This is a genomic window from Streptomyces silaceus, assembly GCF_001419745.1.
GTDB lineage: Bacteria > Actinomycetota > Actinomycetes > Streptomycetales > Streptomycetaceae > Streptomyces > Streptomyces silaceus.
In genome coordinates this window covers 1-17,234 of record NZ_LIRJ01000142.1, presented here as the reverse complement: position 1 = coordinate 17,234, position 17,234 = coordinate 1, and the positions used below count along the sequence as shown (strand labels likewise).

General features: G+C 70.5%; 16 protein-coding genes and 1 tRNA gene. 9 read left to right on the top strand and 8 right to left on the bottom strand.

The window, feature by feature from the left end; genetic code table 11:
• The first annotated feature begins 20 nt into the window (after nt 1–20).
• The 6 genes from AOK22_RS15300 (at nt 21) to AOK22_RS15275 (ending at nt 6,969) form a co-directional block, all read left to right on the top strand.
• On the top strand, nt 21–2,087 hold the full coding sequence (locus AOK22_RS15300; protein WP_063795262.1) for an FtsK/SpoIIIE domain-containing protein: 2,067 nt from the start codon (nt 21–23) through the stop codon (nt 2,085–2,087).
• 203 nt (nt 2,088–2,290) lie between these two features.
• The gene (locus AOK22_RS15295; protein ID WP_055699198.1) at nt 2,291–2,746 is read left to right on the top strand and encodes a hypothetical protein; all 456 of its coding nucleotides are present in this window, start codon (nt 2,291–2,293) and stop codon (nt 2,744–2,746) included.
• 85 nt (nt 2,747–2,831) lie between these two features.
• Nucleotides 2,832–3,692, top strand: coding sequence for a bifunctional DNA primase/polymerase (locus tag AOK22_RS15290; RefSeq protein ID WP_055699197.1), 861 nt, complete (start codon nt 2,832–2,834; stop codon nt 3,690–3,692).
• 2 nt (nt 3,693–3,694) lie between these two features.
• Nucleotides 3,695–5,170, top strand: a complete 1,476-nt coding sequence (locus AOK22_RS15285; protein ID WP_055699199.1) for a hypothetical protein — start codon at nt 3,695–3,697, stop codon at nt 5,168–5,170.
• A 462-nt stretch (nt 5,171–5,632) separates the two neighbouring features.
• Nucleotides 5,633–5,830, top strand: a complete 198-nt coding sequence (locus AOK22_RS15280) for a helix-turn-helix domain-containing protein (protein WP_055699196.1) — start codon at nt 5,633–5,635, stop codon at nt 5,828–5,830.
• Nucleotides 5,830–6,969: a tyrosine-type recombinase/integrase gene (locus tag AOK22_RS15275; RefSeq protein WP_055699195.1), complete on the top strand. Its 1,140-nt coding sequence runs from the start codon at nt 5,830–5,832 to the stop codon at nt 6,967–6,969. The genes AOK22_RS15280 and AOK22_RS15275 overlap by 1 nt, the downstream gene beginning before the upstream one ends.
• A gap of 78 nt (nt 6,970–7,047) precedes the next feature.
• Here AOK22_RS15275 and AOK22_RS15270 read toward each other — a convergent pair.
• Nucleotides 7,048–7,121: transfer RNA gene (locus tag AOK22_RS15270), tRNA-Thr, on the bottom strand.
• 200 nt (nt 7,122–7,321) lie between these two features.
• Between AOK22_RS15270 and AOK22_RS15265 the strand changes: the two genes are divergently transcribed.
• The 3 genes from AOK22_RS15265 to AOK22_RS15255 all read left to right on the top strand — a co-directional run bounded on the left by AOK22_RS15265 (nt 7,322) and on the right by AOK22_RS15255 (nt 9,909).
• Entirely contained in the window at nt 7,322–8,458 is a 1,137-nt protein-coding gene (locus AOK22_RS15265; protein ID WP_055699194.1) for an ABC transporter ATP-binding protein, read from the top strand.
• A gap of 236 nt (nt 8,459–8,694) precedes the next feature.
• Nucleotides 8,695–9,153 carry a hypothetical protein gene (locus tag AOK22_RS15260; RefSeq protein WP_055699193.1) on the top strand — a complete coding sequence of 153 codons (459 nt, stop codon included), beginning with the start codon at nt 8,695–8,697 and terminating at the stop codon, nt 9,151–9,153.
• Nucleotides 9,154–9,189: 36 nt separating this feature from the next.
• Nucleotides 9,190–9,909 (top strand): nucleotidyltransferase family protein, encoded by a 720-nt coding sequence (locus AOK22_RS15255; RefSeq protein WP_055699192.1) that lies wholly within the window; start codon nt 9,190–9,192, stop codon nt 9,907–9,909.
• An 84-nt stretch (nt 9,910–9,993) separates the two neighbouring features.
• Here AOK22_RS15255 and AOK22_RS15250 read toward each other — a convergent pair whose 3' ends face one another.
• The 7 genes from AOK22_RS15250 to AOK22_RS15220 all read right to left on the bottom strand — a co-directional run bounded on the left by AOK22_RS15250 (nt 9,994) and on the right by AOK22_RS15220 (nt 16,785).
• Nucleotides 9,994–11,631, bottom strand: a complete 1,638-nt coding sequence (locus AOK22_RS15250) for a DoxX family protein (protein ID WP_237773475.1) — start codon at nt 11,629–11,631, stop codon at nt 9,994–9,996.
• Nucleotides 11,632–11,727: 96 nt separating this feature from the next.
• Nucleotides 11,728–12,672, bottom strand: coding sequence for a 23S rRNA (guanosine(2251)-2'-O)-methyltransferase RlmB (rlmB, locus tag AOK22_RS15245; RefSeq protein ID WP_055699190.1), 945 nt, complete (start codon nt 12,670–12,672; stop codon nt 11,728–11,730).
• A gap of 107 nt (nt 12,673–12,779) precedes the next feature.
• Complete coding sequence (gene cysS / locus AOK22_RS15240) at nt 12,780–14,183, bottom strand: cysteine--tRNA ligase (protein WP_055699189.1); 1,404 nt, start codon at nt 14,181–14,183, stop codon at nt 12,780–12,782.
• A gap of 81 nt (nt 14,184–14,264) precedes the next feature.
• Nucleotides 14,265–14,669, bottom strand: a complete 405-nt coding sequence (locus AOK22_RS15235; protein ID WP_055699188.1) for a PPOX class F420-dependent oxidoreductase — start codon at nt 14,667–14,669, stop codon at nt 14,265–14,267.
• A 73-nt stretch (nt 14,670–14,742) separates the two neighbouring features.
• Nucleotides 14,743–15,261, bottom strand: a complete 519-nt coding sequence (ispF, locus tag AOK22_RS15230) for a 2-C-methyl-D-erythritol 2,4-cyclodiphosphate synthase (protein WP_055699187.1) — start codon at nt 15,259–15,261, stop codon at nt 14,743–14,745.
• Entirely contained in the window at nt 15,251–15,979 is a 729-nt protein-coding gene (ispD, locus tag AOK22_RS15225; RefSeq protein WP_055699186.1) for a 2-C-methyl-D-erythritol 4-phosphate cytidylyltransferase, read from the bottom strand. Before ispD ends, ispF begins: the two co-directional genes overlap by 11 nt.
• Before the next feature lie 323 nt (nt 15,980–16,302).
• Nucleotides 16,303–16,785 (bottom strand): CarD family transcriptional regulator, encoded by a 483-nt coding sequence (locus AOK22_RS15220; RefSeq protein ID WP_003953493.1) that lies wholly within the window; start codon nt 16,783–16,785, stop codon nt 16,303–16,305.
• Nucleotides 16,786–17,234 lie beyond the last annotated feature (449 nt).

Genomic DNA, 17,234 nt, shown 5'->3' with positions numbered 1-17,234 from the left:
ACACCACCACGACCGGACCCGTGACCACGCTGACCGTGGTCCCCGACCCCGCACCGACCCCGCCCGTGCCGCTGTGGGTGCGCTCCGGACGCGCCGTGAAACGCGCGGCCACCCACGAACGCACCCGCGAAGCGGGCCGGTTGGCCGCCCGCCACACCCTCTACGTCATGGGCGGGGGCCGGATCGTGGCCCGCCGCACCTGGGACGGCCGTACCGGCGCCCGCTACGAACGCATGCTCCGCGCCGCCGAAGCCGCCGGCAACTACGAGGTGGCCCAGGAATGGGAAGAGCGCCTGCAGCGCTTCCGCGACGCCCGCCACCGCCGCCGCATGGACCTGCTCCACTCCCCCATCGACGCCGCCAAGGGCGTGGCGGTCGGCACCGGCATGGGCATCGGATCCCTGGTCGCGCTCGGCGTCGTGATGGCCATCAACACCGGCACCGTCACCGACGTGCTCACCCCGCTCGGCGCCGTCATCGAGTTCATCGGCCTGCTCATCCGCATCGTCCAGGTCGTCTGGGGCCCCGCCCTCACCATCGGCCCGTTCCTCGCCTTGCTGGCCCTGTGGGCCGTCGGCAGCAAGCAACAGGCCGCCCCCGCCTGGGCGTTGCCCGCCAGCATCCGCAACGGCGAGGGCGAGCCGATCACCCCGTCCATCGTCGTCAAGGCCCTGCGCGACCTCGGCGTCCCGGCGCTGGCCAAGGCCATCAAGGAGATGGGCGACGCCGGCGCCGCCATGCTCGGCCCCATCCGCATCGCCGGATGCGGCATCGAAGTCGACGTCACCCTGCCCTCCGGGGTGTCCACCGTGGAAGTACAGCAGCGCCGGCGCAAGCTGGCGGAGAACCTGACCCGGCACGAACACGAGGTGTTCATCACCCTCCCCCAAGCCGCCCGCACCGTCCGGCTGTGGGTCGCCGACTCGGGCGCTTTGGACGAGCCGATCGGGCCCTCCCCGCTGGTCACCGACCAGACGATGACCGCCGACTACGCCAAGGGGAAGGCGCCCTGGGGCCAGGACCTGCGCGGCGACGCCGCCGCCCTGAGCCTCTACCAGCGCCACCTGCTCATCACCGGCCTGTCCAACCAGGGAAAGACCGTCGCGCTGCGCTCCCTGGCCCTGTGGCTGGCCCTCGACAAGTCGGTGCAGTTCCTCATGGGCGACCTCAAGGGCGTCGGCGACTGGGCCATGTTCGACGGCCTCGCCTCCACCCTCATCCAGGGCCCCACCGACGAACACGTCATCGAGGTCACCGAGATGGTCGAGGGCGCGGTCGAGGAGATGAACCGCCGCATCCAGGCCCCGCCCGGCACCACCTTCCCCCCGCTCATCGTGCTCGTCGACGAGGCGCAGGTGGCGTTCATGTGCCCGGCCAAGGACGACCAGAAGCGCCCCTACGGCGGCGCCAAGGCCAACTCCCGCTACTTCATGGCCGTCCGCAAAATCCACAACCAGGGCCGCGCCGTGAACGTCCTGATGTGGCAGGGCACCCAGGACCCCACCAACGAGAACCTGCCCAAGCTGGTCCGCGAGGGCGCCCACACCCGCGCCTCCCTCGCCCTGGGCACCGAATCCCAGGCCCGCATGGCCCTCGGCGACAAGGCCGTCGACGGGGGCGCGGCCCCGAATCTGCTGCGTCCGGGGCTGGACCGGGGCACCCTGGTCGTCGCCTCCGACGGCATCGCCATCCCCGCCGGCCAGTCGTCGATCACGGTGCGCACGCACTACATCGACGACGACGCCGCCCAAGCCCTCACCGACCGCGCCAAGGCCCTGCGCGACGGCGTCACCACCCTGCACGCCATCGACCGCGGCGAGCAGCGCGACCCGCTCACCGACATCCTCTCCGTGCTCGGGGACACGCCCCGCGTGCGCACCAAGGACGTCCTCGCCCGGCTCGCCGCGCTGAACGCGGGCGCGTACGGCAAGTGGTCCTTCATCGACCTCAAGCGCGTCCTCGACGCCGCCGGTGCGGAGCCGCACAAGTCCGACGGCGTCATGGTCGTCACCCGAGACAAGGTCGCCCGCGCGCTGGCCAACCGCCCCGACGACAACGGCGACGCTCCGCTTTCCGCGATCGACTAGAGGGAGCCGACAGCCGCCGGGTCAGGGAGGCAGGGAGAACTCCCTGCCCGCCTCCCTGCCCCGCCTCCCTGGCCCTGACCTGCGCGAATGATCGCTCAGGGAGACAGGGAGGCACCCCAGGTCAGCCCCCTCAAACCCCCTCCACAGCACTCCCGAAAGGGGGTGCCGTCGCCTCCCTGAACCCGTGCGAGAAGGGATTCCGCATGCACCCCGAACCTCAGCCGAACGCGCCCGTGGAACGGGCCGTGACCGTCCACCACCCCACCCCGATCGTCCCCCTGCAAGCCGCCCCGCTCGTGCCCGCACAGGCCAACGGCCACGTCGCGGCAGTGCAGTCCATCGTGCTGCCCGACGGCCGCGTCGTGACCGGCTACGCCATCGAGCCCGCCAAGCCCGAACCCGCCACCGTCAAGCCCGCCGTCTCCCGCACAGCGGTGAACATCGCGCTCGGCGGCATCGGCTTCGGCGCCATCTGCGGCGGCCTGCTCCTGCTCACCACATTCATCACTGCCCTCGCCGCCCTGGTGCAGCAGCTCATCATCCTGGCCGCCGTCATCTTCGGCGGCTTCATCGCCGCCCAGGTCCTCGGCCACGGCAGGGGCGGCAACACCTTCAACATCCGCAAGGCCGTGTTCAAGCGCAACCACTTCCACGGCTAGCTACGCCAAGGGCGGCCCCCGTCTCGCCAAAGCCGCGGGGCCGCCCCTGTCTCCAGTCCTCAACAGACCTGTGGAGGTCTCCAGCATGACGCAACCCACCGACATCCGGGGAGAGCACCTTCGGGCCGCTCTCACCTTGGCCGCCTCCGGCGTGCCCGTACTGCCGCTACGAGCCGGAAAGGTGCCCTTCGCCAACTGCCCCGCATGCTTGTACACCTCGTGCGGTGGCCGGCCGAACATGAAGACCCCCGGGCCGTGCGCCTGCCTCGGGCCCTGCCATGGATGGGCGGCCGCGACCACCGACCCGGACGTCATCAACTCGGGTATCTGGCGCAGGGCGTGGCTGCGCGCGAGCGCGGTCGCCTACCACCCCGGCGGGGCGGGGCTGACGGTCGTGGACCTGGACAACGCCGACGCCATCACGTGGGCCCGCGAGCACCTGCCCGCCACGCAGACCGTGCCCACCACCCGAGGTGAGCACTGGCTCTACCTCGGTGCGATGCAGTCCGCCAACGCGGTGCGCCCCGGCGTGGACATCAAGTCCACGATGGCCTACACCCGCTGGCTCGGACCCGGCACCGGCACCGTGACCGCCCTGCCGCACGCCGTACGCGCGCTGGCCGCGAGCAAGCCCGCCTCGGTCCAGCCCGCACCGCAGGCCCTGGCCGTGCCCGCACCGGACGGGGACGCGGCGTGCCCGCACCGCACGCCCGCGTTCCTGGCCCGAGGCCTCGCCATGGCGGAGCAGCGCATCACCGAGGCCACCAGCGGCGTGCACGCCACCGTGTACCGCACGTTCCTGGCCGTGCTCTCCACGCACGGTCGGTGCGGCTGCCTCACCGACGCCCACGTTGCCCGGCTGTTCACCGCCGCGCAGGCCAAGGGCGAGTCCGTGCGGCACTGCACGGACGCGTGGGCCAACGCCCGCACCACATTGGGGGTGTGATCGTGGCTGACGACGACAAGACGCCCGCCCGCGAAGTCATCACCGACTACGCCCAAGCCCACTTCCGCTACTTCCGCACCCCCGACGGCACCGTCTACGCGCAGCGCAACGGCCACCCCGTGGCCCGCCCGATCCGCTCCCAGGGCACCACCGGAAGCCACCGGCAGGAACTCATGGTCGGCCTCTTCCGCGACGGACGCGGCGTCTTCAACGGCAGCGCCATCAAGGAAGCGTTGGACCTCATCGAGGCCCTCGCGCTGAGCGAGGACGTGCAGCCCGTGCACATCCGCGTCGCCCCGGGCTTTGACGGGGCCACGTGGCTGGACCTGGGCCGCGACGACGGGCAGTCCGTGCGTATCCACCCCACCGGCTGGGAGATCACCGTGCCTGACCCACGTGAGGTGTGCTGGCGGCGTACCCAGCTCACCGGGGAACTGCCCCTGCCAGTCAAGGACACCGACGGCAAGGGCATCGACCTGCTGATGCGGCTGTGCAACTTCGCCACCGCCGACACCGAATCCCTCGCCCTTGCCTGGCTCATCGGCTGCCTCGGCCCGTCCGTCCCCGTCCCGGCGCCGTTCCTGACCGGGCCGCAGGGCGCGGGCAAGTCCACTGGCGGGCGGATGCTCATCCGCATCGTGGAGGGCATGACCGGCGACCTACGACGCGCGCCCAAGGACGAGGAGAACCTGATCGCGGCCGTGGCGGCGGGCTGGGTCACGGCCCTGGACAACCTCTCCCACATGACCCCGGACCTGTCCGACGCCATGTGCTGCATCGTCACCGGCGCCGAAAGCGTCAAGCGCGCCCTGTTCACCGACGGCGACGTCTTCCGCGTCGGCTACCGCCGCCCCCTGCTCCTGACCGGCATCGACGTCGGCGTCATCCGCCCCGACCTCGCCGAACGCCTCCTCCCCCTGCGCCTAGAGCGACCCAAGGTCCGGCGTACAGAAGCGGAGCTGTGGGCGGACTACGAGAAAGTGCTGCCCGTCGTCCTCGGGTCGCTGTTGGACCTCACCGTCAAGGTCCGGGCCGTGCAGGCGGAGACGCCAACCGACCTGCGGATGGCGGACTTCGCGCATCTGTGTGCGCAGCTCGATGCCGCGACCGGGCTCGGTTCACTCGCCGCCTACCGGGCGAGCCTGGACGACCTGAACGACGACGTGATCGAGGGAGACCTGCTCGCGCAGACCGTCCTCCGGCACGCCGAGACGATCGCCCCCGGCGGAGCGCAGCGGATGACGTCCACGGAGTGGCTGCACCTCCTCAGCGGCCTCTACAGCAGCGACGAGGTGCGCCCCCTGCCCAAGGGGTGGCCGACCACCGGCAAGGTCCTCTCCGACCGCCTCAAGCGTCTCCAACCGACCCTCGCCGCCCGGGGCGTCCTCATCGACTCCGGGCGCACCAAAGAGGGCCGCTACCTCGAAATGACCCGCCGCGAAGACCCACCGCCACACGAGCAGAAGCGAGCCTTCTGACCCGCGACCACACGGGCTCGCCCGAACAAGCAAGAAGAGCACCAGCCACCGCGAGGCGTGCTCCTCTTGCTGTTCGGCGGAACGCCGCCCGAAGGACGCGCCGCGCAGCGGCTCCTTCTTCACGCCCTAAGGCGCACCAACTACCAACAGACACCCCTTCTTTTGTCCTAAGAGGGAAGACGCTGCGTCACCTGCGTCACCCGAGGGCAGAAAACGTCCCCTCACCTGTGCGTATAGGGGTGACGCAGACGGCCTGCCGCTGCGTCATCGTGCGTCACCTGCGTCATCGCGTTCGTCATCGGTGACGCAGAAGGGTGACGCAGCCCAACCCTCTACGTCACTCAAAACCGCAGGTCATCCGCTGCGGGTGACACAGATGACGCGATGACGCAGAAATCCGAGCCTCGGACAGATACGCCCGCGCCCCGGGCTAAATCACTCCGCTTAGGGAGACGAGCCGCGATGAGTACCCCCCTGCCCACCACCCACCAGGCGCTCACGGTCTCCGAAGTGATGGACGCACTGCGCCTCAGCCGCAGCAAGGTCTACGACCTCATCCGCTCCCGAGAACTTCGCAGTTTCCAGTCCGGCCGGTGCCGCCGGATTCCCGCCGACGCAGTCCGTCAGTTCATGCATGACCGCTTGGAGGAAGCAGCCTGATGTCCCCCCGCAAGAGGAACCCCAACGGCGCCGGCAGCATCTGGCAGCGCAAGGACGGACGCTATGAGGCACGCGTCTACGTGCCCCAACCGGACGGCACTCGCAAGCGCAAGACGGTCTACGGCGCCACGTGGGAGGAGTGCGACGAAAAGCGCCAGGAGCTTGTCAGGCGGGACCGCCAAGGCATCCCTACGCCCTCCCGCTCCGCCAAGCTCTCCGAGTGGCTGCCGTACTGGCTCGCGGAGTACATCGAGCCCCATCGAAAGCGCACCACGTACGTGAAGTACGAGATGCACGTGCGCCTCTACCTCGTGCCGCTTCTCGGCAGTCGACGTTTGGAATCGCTGACGACAGCCAACGTTCGGCAGATGGTCGCGAAGGTGACCACGCAGGCATCGGCGGCCACCGCCAAGGAAGCGCACCGCGTGCTTCGCACGGCTTTGACGGCCGCTTGCCGTGAGGAGTTGATCAGTCGCAACGTGGTGCAGTTGGTTCCAGCGCCCCGCGTCGAACCGCGCGCGCTCAACCCCTGGTCCCTGGATCAGACTCTGACCTTCCTCGAAGCCTCGCGCTCCGACCCGCTCCACACTGCGTTCGTCCTGGCCGTTGCCCTCGGCCTGCGCCGGGGGGAAATCCTCGGGCTGCAATGGACGGACGTAGACCTTGAACGCCGCACCCTCACGGTGCGCACGACGCTGAATCGGGGCGGCAAAGACCTGTACCTCGACACCACGAAGAACCGCCGCGCACGCATGGTCCCGATTCCGCTGATGTGCGTCGCGCCGCTTCGGTGGCAGCGACTGCGGCAGGCCCAGCAGCGAGCAGCGGCCGGCGCCGAGTGGCACGACAGCGATCACGTGTTCACCACGCGGAGTGGTCGCCCCATCGAGCCCCGGAACCTGTACCGCTCGTTCCTGCGGATCGCAGAGTCCGCAGGGCTGCCGAAGGTTCGCCTGCACGACACTCGGCACGGCTGTGCGTCGCTGCTCTTCGCGGCCGGGGTCGCGCCCCGCACCGTCATGGAGATCCTGGGGCACTCTCAGATCGCGGTGACGATGAACGTCTACACACACGTCAGCGATGGCGACCGCCGTGAGGCCATGGGGCACATGGACCGCCTGCTCAAACGGCGTCGCTGAGGGCGACTGCCGTCAGCTTCTACCGTCAACGGCCCCGCGATCAGTGATCGCGGGGCCGTTGTCCCAGGTAGTGGGTAGAGCCCCCTGTCGGATTCGAACCGACGACCTTCGCTTTACAAGAGCGGCGCTCTGACCAGCTGAGCTAAGGAGGCGCGCACCGGGCGTGCCCGTGCAGTGTAACCAACACCGCCCGTGCGCCCGTCGAAAATTTCCTCGAAGCTCACCGCACGCCGACTACTGACAGACCGCGGGGCTCCGGGGTACGGTCACGAGCAGTTCACCCAGGTGGACTACACCACTCCCTCTACTCGGATCGTCCGGCACGTTCCTGCCGGTGAAGGGGGCCCTCACCATGGCCACTGTTACGTTCGACAAGGCGACCCGCATCTACCCGGGTGGCGACAAGCCCGCCGTGGACGGTCTCGACATCGAGATCGCGGACGGCGAGTTCCTCGTCCTCGTCGGCCCGTCCGGCTGCGGCAAGTCCACCTCGCTCCGCATGCTCGCGGGCCTGGAGGACGTGAACGCCGGCGCCATCCGCATCGGTGACCGCGACGTCACGCACCTGCCGCCGAAGGACCGGGACATCGCCATGGTGTTCCAGAACTACGCGCTGTACCCGCACATGACCGTCGCCGACAACATGGGCTTCGCGCTCAAGATCGCCGGCGTCAACAAGGCCGAGATCCGCCAGAAGGTCGAGGACGCGGCGAAGATCCTCGACCTCACCGAGTACCTGGGCCGCAAGCCCAAGGCGCTCTCCGGCGGCCAGCGCCAGCGTGTGGCGATGGGCCGCGCGATCGTCCGTGAGCCGCAGGTCTTCCTCATGGACGAGCCGCTCTCCAACCTCGACGCCAAGCTCCGCGTCTCCACGCGTACGCAGATCGCGTCGCTGCAGCGCCGCCTCGGCATCACCACGGTGTACGTCACCCACGACCAGGTCGAGGCCATGACCATGGGCGACCGCGTGGCGGTCCTCAAGGACGGTCTGCTCCAGCAGGTGGACAGCCCCCGCAACATGTACGACCGCCCGGCGAACCTCTTCGTCGCCGGCTTCATCGGCTCCCCCGCCATGAACCTGGTCGAGGTCCCGATCACCGACGGCGGCGTGAAGTTCGGCAACTCCGTGGTGCCGGTCAACCGCGAGGCGCTCTCCGCCGCCGCCGACCGCGGCGACCGCACGGTCACCGTCGGCGTCCGCCCGGAGCACTTCGACGTCGTCGAGCAGAACGGCGCCGCCGCCAAGGCCCTCTCCAAGGAGACCGAGGACGCCCCGGCGGGCCTCGCCGTCTCCGTCAACGTCGTCGAGGAGCTCGGCGCCGACGGCTACGTCTACGGCTCCGCCGAGGTCGGCGGCGAGCACAAGGACCTCGTGGTCCGCGTGAACGGCCGCCAGGTCCCGGAGAAGGGCACCCAGCTGCACGTCGTGCCGCGGCCGGGCGAGACCCACGTGTTCTCCACGTCGACGGGCGAGCGCCTCAGCGACTGACGACCCGTCATATCTTCTGAAGGGCCCCGCACTCCGGTGCGGGGCCCTTTCGCGTGGCCGCGCGGATCGCTTTGCGTGCATTCGCGGGCACCCGGCGGGTTGTCGACAAATACCCCGGCAAGCCGGGTCATTTCGACCCTGCGGCGTCAACATCACTCTGGAGAAACCTTCTCCTCCATCGCTCGACCGAGTGACTAAATGTCGCCAAATCATCACCTAGCGCTACGCTCACACGCGTGACGCACTCCGCCAACTACACCCAGAAGCCGCGCCGAGCGCACCGGGGCCCCGCCCGCCGCATCGGCCGCACCCTCGCCCTCGTACTGCCCGTGATGCTGGTGCTTTCCGGGACCCTAGCGGTCACCAGCGTCAACTGGTCGGGGAACTCGTCGGAATCGATGCTCACCGCGTCGGCCGACAACCTGTCCAAGCCGGCCAAGTCCCGCGCCCCGCAGGACATCCTGCGCGACCGCCTTCTCATGGAGCTCCAGGAGAAGAACCCGGGCATCGCGCTGACGCACCTCCAGCAGGAGGTGAACCGCCACCCGTCGCTCGCCCGGCACTGTGTCGCCATCGCCCGCGCACTCGGCCGCGCCGCCGTGCAGGCCTACGGCCCGAGCCGCGCCCAGTCGTACGCGAGGCCCGTCTGCGACACGTCCTTCGCGTCGGGCGTGGCCGCCTTCCAGAACGGCTGAGCGGCCCTGCCCGTACCGCCGCGTAGGGTTTCCGGCATGACCACGCTGAAGCCCACGCAGGCCGTCGTCCTGGCCGGAGGCCAGGGTTCCCGCCTCCGCCCCTACACCGACGACCGGCCCAAGCCGATGGTCGAGATCCCCGGCACGGGGACCCCGATCATCGGCCATCAGCTTGCCTGGCTGGCCGCCGAGGGCGTGACCGACGCCGTCGTCTCGTGCGGCCACCTCGCCGAGGTCCTCCAGGAGTGGCTCGACTCCGCCGACCTCCCGCTGAACGTCAGCACGGTCGTCGAGAAGGAGCCCCTGGGCCGCGGCGGCGGCCTCAAGTACGCCGCCCGGCACCTGCCGCACGCGGACCAGCCCTGGTACGCGACGAACGGCGACATCTGGACCCGCTTCTCCCTGCGCGACATGGCGGCCTTCCACGCCGAGCGCGACGCCACCGCGACCCTCGCCCTGGCCCGCCCCCGCATTCCGTGGGGCGCCGTCGAGACGGACGCGTTCGGCCACATCACGGACTTCATCGAGGCCCCGCCGTCCCCGTACCTCATCAACGCGGGCGTGTACGTCTTCTCGGCGTCCTTCACCGCGCTCCTGCCGGACCTCGGCGACCACGAGCGCACCACGTTCCCGCGGCTGGCCCGCGAGAAGCGCCTGGCGGGCTTCCCGCTGCCGCAGGGCGCCTACTGGCGCGCCATCGACACCGCGAAGGACCTCACCGAGGCCGCCAAGGAGCTTGCCGCGCAGAGCCGTTGAGAGACGGCTTCTCCCGCGCCGCGTACGACGAAGGGGCCCCGCACCGGGAATGGTGCGGGGCCCCTTCGTCGTACCACCGGCGGATCAGCGGCCGAACACACCGCCCAGCAGGCCGGGCCGCTCGCCGCCGGAGCCGCCGCCCGAGCCGCTCGGGCCGCCGCTGCCGCCCGTGCTCCCGCCGCCGCTGGAGGCGGGACCGGAGGTCGAGGCGGGCGGCTGCTGCTGCTGTTGCTGCTGCGGCGCCGACTGCTGCGGCGGGGCCTGGCCGGCCGTGGAGCTGCCCTGCGTCTGGCTGGGCTGCTGCGTGGAGCCGGCCGTGCCGGTCTCGCGGGCCGTGCCCGGCGCCGTCGCGCCCTGCGTCGGGGACGCGGAGCTGCCCTGCGTCGGGGACGTCCCGGCGGAGGAGGACGGCGACTGCGACTGACGGCTCTGCTTCCTCTTCGCGGGGTCCTGCGGGAGCGGGGAGCCCGGCAGTTCGTTGCGCGGGGCCTCGCCGGGGCCGGGCACGGTGACCCGGTCCGCGTCGCGCACCGCGCCGCCGAGCAGCGACCCGACCAGCAGCGTGACGCCGACGGCGACCGCGCCGACGAGTCCGCCCCTGCGCAGCACGCGCCGGCGCAGGTCCCAGATGTCGGCGCGCGGCCCGAGCGTGCGCCAGGCCTCACCGGCGAGACGGCCGTCGACGGAGTAGACGGGGGCGCCCGCGATGATCAGCGGCGACCAGGCGGCGAGGTAGATGATGTCCGGCGCGTCATAGGCGGGGACCGTCTTCCAGCTGACCGTGACGATGAGCGCCGCCGACAGCAGCACGCCGATCGAGGCGGCGACCCGCTGCCAGAGCCCGAGCACCGTCAGCACGCCGACGATGACCTGGAGGAAGGCGATGCTGAGCCCGGCGCCCACGGGGTGCTGGAGCGCGAAGTCGCGCAGCGGCTCGGCGAGCGCCCAGGGATGCAGCGAGTTCAGCCACTTGACCATGGAGCCGCGCTCGCCGCCGTCGAAGTAGACGGGGTCGCAGAGCTTGCCCATGCCGGCGTAGATGGAGATGAAGCCGAGGAAGACGCGCAGCGGGAGCAGCACGACGCCGAGGTTCATCCGGCGCCCGGGGTAGTAGGCGTGCCGGACCGGGTCGGCCCCGTGCCGCCGGGCCCGCTCGGTGCCCGTGCCGTCGTCCTCGTCGTCCTCGTACGCGTCGTGGTCCTCGCCCTGTTCGGCGAGTCTCTCGTCGTAGTCGCTGCTGGGCAGCCGCATCTGCGGCAGCAGGCGCGTCTCGGGCTCGCCGGGGCCGCCGACGGCGGGCGTCTGCGCGGTCTCGGGTCCTTCGTCGATCTCGACGCGCGGGATGACCTGGGTGGCGCCGCCGTCGTCGAAGGGGCCCTCGGCCGTTCGGCGTACGCCGGTGCCGCGCACGGCCTGGAGCAGGCCGGTCGCGCCGGGGTCGCCCGGCTCGGACTTCCCGCTCCAGACGACGGGCGCGCGGCGCTTGGCCGTCGTGCCGACGACGGGGATGCGCACCGTCTCGTCGGTTCGGCCCAAGTGCCGTGAGATTCGCGGGGATTGAGTGCGCCCAGCGGCGGGAAGCTGCACGCGGAAGCTCGCGTGATTGACGATGACCTGCGCCGGGTCGCTCGGCACCTTCACCATGCTCAGCGCGGGAGTGTCGTCGAACCCCGACGAGCTTCCCCCCGTGGGTGTGCGGGATGTTCTGGTGTCCACACTCATCTAACCGAGTGATGTGTGTTTAGGACACTGCCTTGACCACGCAGAAATGTCCGGGCCGCGTCAAGCGATCAACGACGGCCCGGACATCCGGAGGAACTAGCCGCGGCGCCGGGCGGCCTCGTACAGGACGACACCCGCCGCCACACCGGCGTTCAGGGACTCCGCCCCGCCCGGCATGGGGATCCGCACCCGGAAGTCGCACGTCTCGCCGACCAGCCGCGAGAGCCCCTTGCCCTCGCTGCCGACGACGATGACGACGGGACCGCTGAGGGCCTCCAGGTCACCGACCTCGTGCTCACCGTCCGCGGCCAGGCCGACCACCGCGACGCCCGCCTTCTTGTACTGCTCGAGGGCGCGCGTCAGGTTCGTCGCGCGGGCGACCGGCGTGCGCGCCGCCGTACCCGCGGACGTCTTCCACGCGCCGGCCGTCATCCCGGCCGCACGCCGCTCCGGTACGACGACGCCGTGGCCGCCGAACGCGGACACGGACCGCACGACCGCGCCGAGGTTGCGCGGGTCCGTCACGCCGTCCAGGGCGACGATCAGCGGGTCCTCGCCCTCGTCGAACGCGGCGGCGACGAGGTCCTCGGGGTGCGCGTACTCGTACGGCGGCACCTGGAGCACGAGCCCCTGGTGGTTGAGGCCGTTCGTCATGCGGTCCAGCTCGGGCCGCGGCGCCTCCATCAGGTGGATGCCGCCGCGCTCCCCGGCGAGCTGCAGCGCCTCGCGCACCCGCTCGTCGTTGTCGATGAACTGCTGGACGTAGAGCGTGTTCGCGGGCACGCCCTCGCGCAGCGCCTCGACGACGGGGTTGCGCCCGACGACCAGCTCGGAGGCGGACTTGCCGCCGCGGCCCTTCGGCGCGGGGCGGCGGCCCGCGGCCTTCTTGGCCTTGGCGTTGGCGATGCGGTTCTTCACATGCCCCTTGCGCATCTCGGCGGGCGGCGTCGGGCCCTTGCCCTCCAGTGCGCGGCGCCGATTGCCGCCGCTGCCGACCTGCGCGCCCTTCTTGCCGGACATGCGGCGGTTGTTAGCGGCCATGACCTACCTGTCTGTCGTGATGCGTGGGCGCGTACCTGCGTACGCGCACGAGGTGTACGTCTATGAAGTGTGCCGCCCGGAAGGCCGGGCGGCACATCAGCGGGCGGCTAGCGCGGTCCGAGCGTCCAGCGCGGCCCGGACGGGCTGTCCTCGATGACGAGGCCCGACTGGTTGAGCTGGTCGCGGATCGCGTCGGCCGTGGCCCAGTCCTTGCGGCCGCGGGCGGCCTCGCGCTGGTCGAGGACCAGCCGGACGAGGGTGTCCACGACGCCGTGCAGATCCTCGCCGCGGTCGCCCTCGCCACCGCCCCAGTGCTCGTCGAGCGGGTCGAGGCCGAGGACGCCGAGCATGGCCCGCACCTCGGCGAGGCGCGCCACGGCGGCCTCCTTGTCGTCGGCGGCCAGGGCGCTGTTGCCCTGGCGGACCGTGGTGTGCACGACGGCGAGCGCCTGCGGGACGCCCAGGTCGTCATCCATGGCCTCGGCGAACGCGGGCGGCACCTCGGCGGCCGGGTCGACGACCCCGCCGGCCTTCTCCACCACGCGCTGCACGAAGCCCTCGATGCGGGCGAACGCCGACTCGGCCTCGCGCAGGGCCTCCTCGCTGTACTCGATCATCGAGCGGTAGTGCGGGGTGCCCAGGTAGTAGCGCAGGACGATCGGGCGCCACTGCTTGACCATCTCGCTGACGAGGACCGAGTTCCCGAGGGACTTCGACATCTTCTCGCCGCTCATGGTGACCCAGCCGTTGTGCACCCAGTAGCGCGCGAAGGCGTCACCGAAGGCCTTGGCCTGGGCGATCTCGTTCTCGTGGTGCGGGAAGATCAGGTCGATCCCGCCGCCGTGGATGTCGAACTCGGTGCCCAGGTACTTGTGGGCCATGGCCGAGCACTCCAGGTGCCAGCCCGGTCGGCCGCGGCCCCAGGGCGTCTCCCAGCTGGGCTCGCCCGGCTTGACGGCCTTCCACATGGCGAAGTCGCGCGGGTCGCGCTTGCCGGTCTCGCCCTCGCTCTCGGGCTGGAGCAGGTTGTCCAGCTCCTGGTTGGAGAGCTCCAGGTACGACGGGAAGGAGCGCACGTCGAAGTAGACGTTGCCCTCGGACTCGTAGGCGTGGCCGCGCTCGATGAGGCCGCGCATCATCTCGACCATCTCGGTGATGTGGCCGGTGGCACGCGGCTCGTACGTGGGCGGGAGGCAGCCGAGGGCGTCGTAGCCGTTGTTGAACGCGCGCTCGTTCTCGTACCCGATCGACCACCAGGGGCGGTCCTGCTCGGCCGACTTCCTGATGATCTTGTCGTCGATGTCGGTCACGTTGCGCACGAACGTCACGTCGTAGCCGCGGTAGGTGAACCAGCGGCGCATGATGTCGAAGTTCAGTCCGGACCTGATGTGCCCGATGTGCGGCGCCGCCTGGACGGTGGCACCACACAGGTAGATCGAGACACAACCGCTGTTGAGCGGGCTGAAGTCACGGATCTGCCGGGCGCTGGTGTCGTACAGGCGAATCGTCACCACTCCAGGGTAGTGGGCGCGGGGCAGTGCCCCGTGCCCCATGGGGACACGGGGCACGGAACTGTGACGTTGCGGCGCCCCTCAGATGCTGCCGACGACCTTGCGGGCGACGACCCGGACGACGACGCGCTCGGCGTCGTCCTTGGAGGCCGGGTTGAACTCCGCGTACTTCTTTCCGGTGTACTTCACCGACAGCTCGTCGATGAGCTCCTGCCCGCCCTCGGTGGTCAGCTCCGCGGTGCCGCGGATCTCCGCGTACGAGTACGGGGCGTCGAAGGGCTGGAACAGCACCGTCACGCGCGGGTCGCGCCGCAGGTTCTTCTCCTTGCGGCGGCCGATCGTGGTGGAGAAGAGCAGGTCGTCGCCGTCGCGCTTGACCCAGACCGGGGAGACCTGGGGGCTGCCGTCGGGCTGGATGGTGGCGACGGAGACGAAGACGGGGGTGTCGAGCAGCTGCTTGAGGTCGTCGGACAGTGCGGCGGACATGGATGTCACTCCTTCGTGGGCGGCTGGCTGTACGAGGCATACGCCGGTACGCGGCGTACCACTACCCCGAATATCAGCCTCGGCCCGCCGTACGTACGACCAACGCGGTCGCGATCGCCTGCAGACCCTCGCCGCGGCCGGGGAATCCGAGGCCGTCGGTGGTCGCCCCGGAGACCGAGACGGGCGCGCCGACCGCTTCGGAGAGGACCTTCTGCGCCTCCTCGCGACGCTTGCCGATCTTCGGCCGGGGGCCGATGACCTGCACCGCGACATTGCCGACGGTGAAGCCGGCGTCCCGCACGATGCGGGCGGCCTCGGTGAGCAGCGTCAGCCCGGAGGCGCCGGACCACTCGGGGCGGCCCGTGCCGAAGTGCGCGCCGAGGTCGCCGAGGCCGGCCGCGGAGAACAGCGCGTTGCACGCCGCGTGCGCGACGACGTCGGCGTCGGAGTGCCCGGCGAGGCCGGGGCCCTCGCCCTCCCACTTCAGGCCCGCGCACCACAGCTCGCGGCCCTCCTCGAAGGCGTGGATGTCGGTGCCGATGCCGACCAGGGGCAGGACGGGAGCCGGGGTCCCGGGGGTCTCAGAAGCCATCGTTGGCCCTCCTGCGCGCGAGCACGGCTTCGGCGAGTACGAGGTCGAGGGGGCGCGTCACCTTGAACGCCTCCTCGTGTCCGGGCACCACGACGACCGCCTCGCCGAGCTGCTCGACCATGCTCGCGTCGTCCGTGACGTTCTCGGTGACGGACTCGTGGGCGCGCACGAGGAGCGCGCGGTCGAAGCCCTGCGGGGTCTGCACGGCGCGCAGCCTCGCCCGTTCGGGCGTGGCCACGACGGGCTCGGGCACCCCCGCGGCCTGCGGCTCGACCTGCTTGACGGTGTCCGCGAGCGGCAGCGCGGGGACGACGGCGCCCGCTCCGTCGCGGACGGCCTCGATGACGCCGTCGACCGTGTCGACGGGCACGAGCGGGCGGGCCGCGTCGTGCACGAGCACGATGTCGAAGCCGGGCGGCAGGGCGTCCAGACCGGCCCGCACGGACTCCTGGCGGGTGTCGCCGCCGGGGACGACGAGGAAGTCGGTGCGCTCGGGCAGCGCGTGGTCGTCGAGGAGGGTCTTCACCTCGGGGGCGCCGTCGGCCGGCGCCACCACGACGACGAGGGAGACGGCACGGGACTCGGCCATCGCGCGCACGGCGTGGATGAGCATCGGGGTGCCGTTCAGCGCTCGAAGCGCCTTGGGGGCGCCAGGGCCGAGGCGTACGCCCCGTCCTGCCGCCGGAATGACCACCGCGGTACGGGATTCGCTAGTCATCGGTTCCGTTCAGGTTTGTGTGCTCGGCCGACATGGGTATGGCCACACCGTGCCGGGCGCGACGCCTTGACCGGACCCTTCCGTGACATCTGGTCGAGCCAGCTGCCCGAGCCCGGCACGCCAAACACGGCTCCCTGGGGGCCGCAACACGTGTCTGCCTGGGTACGAGAGATATCGAGAAGTACCGAGAAATACCTGGGTACGAACATGCCGCAGCGCCCGGCGACTCCTTGAAGGGTCAGCGGGCACCGCGGCATTACTGCGCCTGGGCAAGCGCACGACAGCCAGGGCATACGCGGGGCATGCTCCTCAGGCCGTCCGCGTCAGGACGCGAGGACCTCGTCGAGCAGGGCCTCGGCCTTGTCCTCGTTCGTGTTCTCCGCGAGGGCGAGCTCGCTCACCAGGATCTGGCGAGCCTTGGCGAGCATCCGCTTCTCACCGGCGGAAAGACCGCGCTCGCGCTCCCGACGCCACAGGTCGCGCACGACTTCCGCGACCTTGATGACATCGCCGGAGGCGAGCTTCTCGAGATTCGCCTTGTAGCGACGCGACCAGTTCGTGGGCTCTTCGGCGTACGGCGCGCGCAGCACCTCGAAGACCCGGTCCAGTCCATCCTGACCGACCACATCACGCACGCCGACGAACTCCGCATTGTCCGCTGGCACACGCACCGTCAGGTCGCCCTGGGCGACCTTCAGCACCAAGTAGGTCTTGTCCACGCCTTTGATCTGGCGAGTTTCGATGGCCTCGATCAGCGCGGCCCCGTGATGGGGATAGACCACGGTGTCGCCAACCTTGAACGTCATGTGACAGGTACCCCTTCCGTGGCTATCCATCCTAACACGAGAACCGCCTCTTCTGAATGGCGTTTTCGCAGGTCAGGGCATATCTCGGGGCTTGACAACACCGACAGAAACGTGCTGCGGAGGGCTGCCGGAACGGGGTATTCGCAGGTCGGAGCGGCTCTCCGGGGAGGGAGAAACGCGGACGTTACACACCCCTCGGGAGCGCCCCAAGAGGCCGAACGTCCCGGTTTGCGCCGTTCCAAGCGGTGAACTATCGATACTCCGTTCGGTGACCGGAGAGGCGTGCGAAGTGAGATCCGACGCGATTCCGGAATTGATCAAGCCACGCGATGATCAATTCTCCGGACCCCCATGCATTCCTTACCGGAAATCCGCAAGACGGGGCGCGGGGACTCTTGACGACGCTTATGTGAAAGGTGAACCAGGGGGCACCCGGGAAGGACGGAGCG

Coding starts and splice junctions, on each gene's coding strand:
- AOK22_RS15295 (WP_055699198.1), top strand. CDS start 2,291: ATGCACCCCGAACCTCAGCCGAACGCGCCCGTGGAACGGGCCGTGACC.
- AOK22_RS15290 (WP_055699197.1), top strand. CDS start 2,832: ATGACGCAACCCACCGACATCCGGGGAGAGCACCTTCGGGCCGCTCTC.
- AOK22_RS15280 (WP_055699196.1), top strand. CDS start 5,633: ATGAGTACCCCCCTGCCCACCACCCACCAGGCGCTCACGGTCTCCGAA.
- AOK22_RS15275 (WP_055699195.1), top strand. CDS start 5,830: ATGTCCCCCCGCAAGAGGAACCCCAACGGCGCCGGCAGCATCTGGCAG.
- AOK22_RS15265 (WP_055699194.1), top strand. CDS start 7,322: ATGGCCACTGTTACGTTCGACAAGGCGACCCGCATCTACCCGGGTGGC.
- AOK22_RS15255 (WP_055699192.1), top strand. CDS start 9,190: ATGACCACGCTGAAGCCCACGCAGGCCGTCGTCCTGGCCGGAGGCCAG.
- AOK22_RS15250 (WP_237773475.1), bottom strand. CDS start 11,631: ATGAGTGTGGACACCAGAACATCCCGCACACCCACGGGGGGAAGCTCG.
- rlmB (WP_055699190.1), bottom strand. CDS start 12,672: ATGGCCGCTAACAACCGCCGCATGTCCGGCAAGAAGGGCGCGCAGGTC.
- AOK22_RS15235 (WP_055699188.1), bottom strand. CDS start 14,669: ATGTCCGCCGCACTGTCCGACGACCTCAAGCAGCTGCTCGACACCCCC.
- ispF (WP_055699187.1), bottom strand. CDS start 15,261: ATGGCTTCTGAGACCCCCGGGACCCCGGCTCCCGTCCTGCCCCTGGTC.
- ispD (WP_055699186.1), bottom strand. CDS start 15,979: ATGACTAGCGAATCCCGTACCGCGGTGGTCATTCCGGCGGCAGGACGG.
- AOK22_RS15220 (WP_003953493.1), bottom strand. CDS start 16,785: ATGACGTTCAAGGTTGGCGACACCGTGGTCTATCCCCATCACGGGGCC.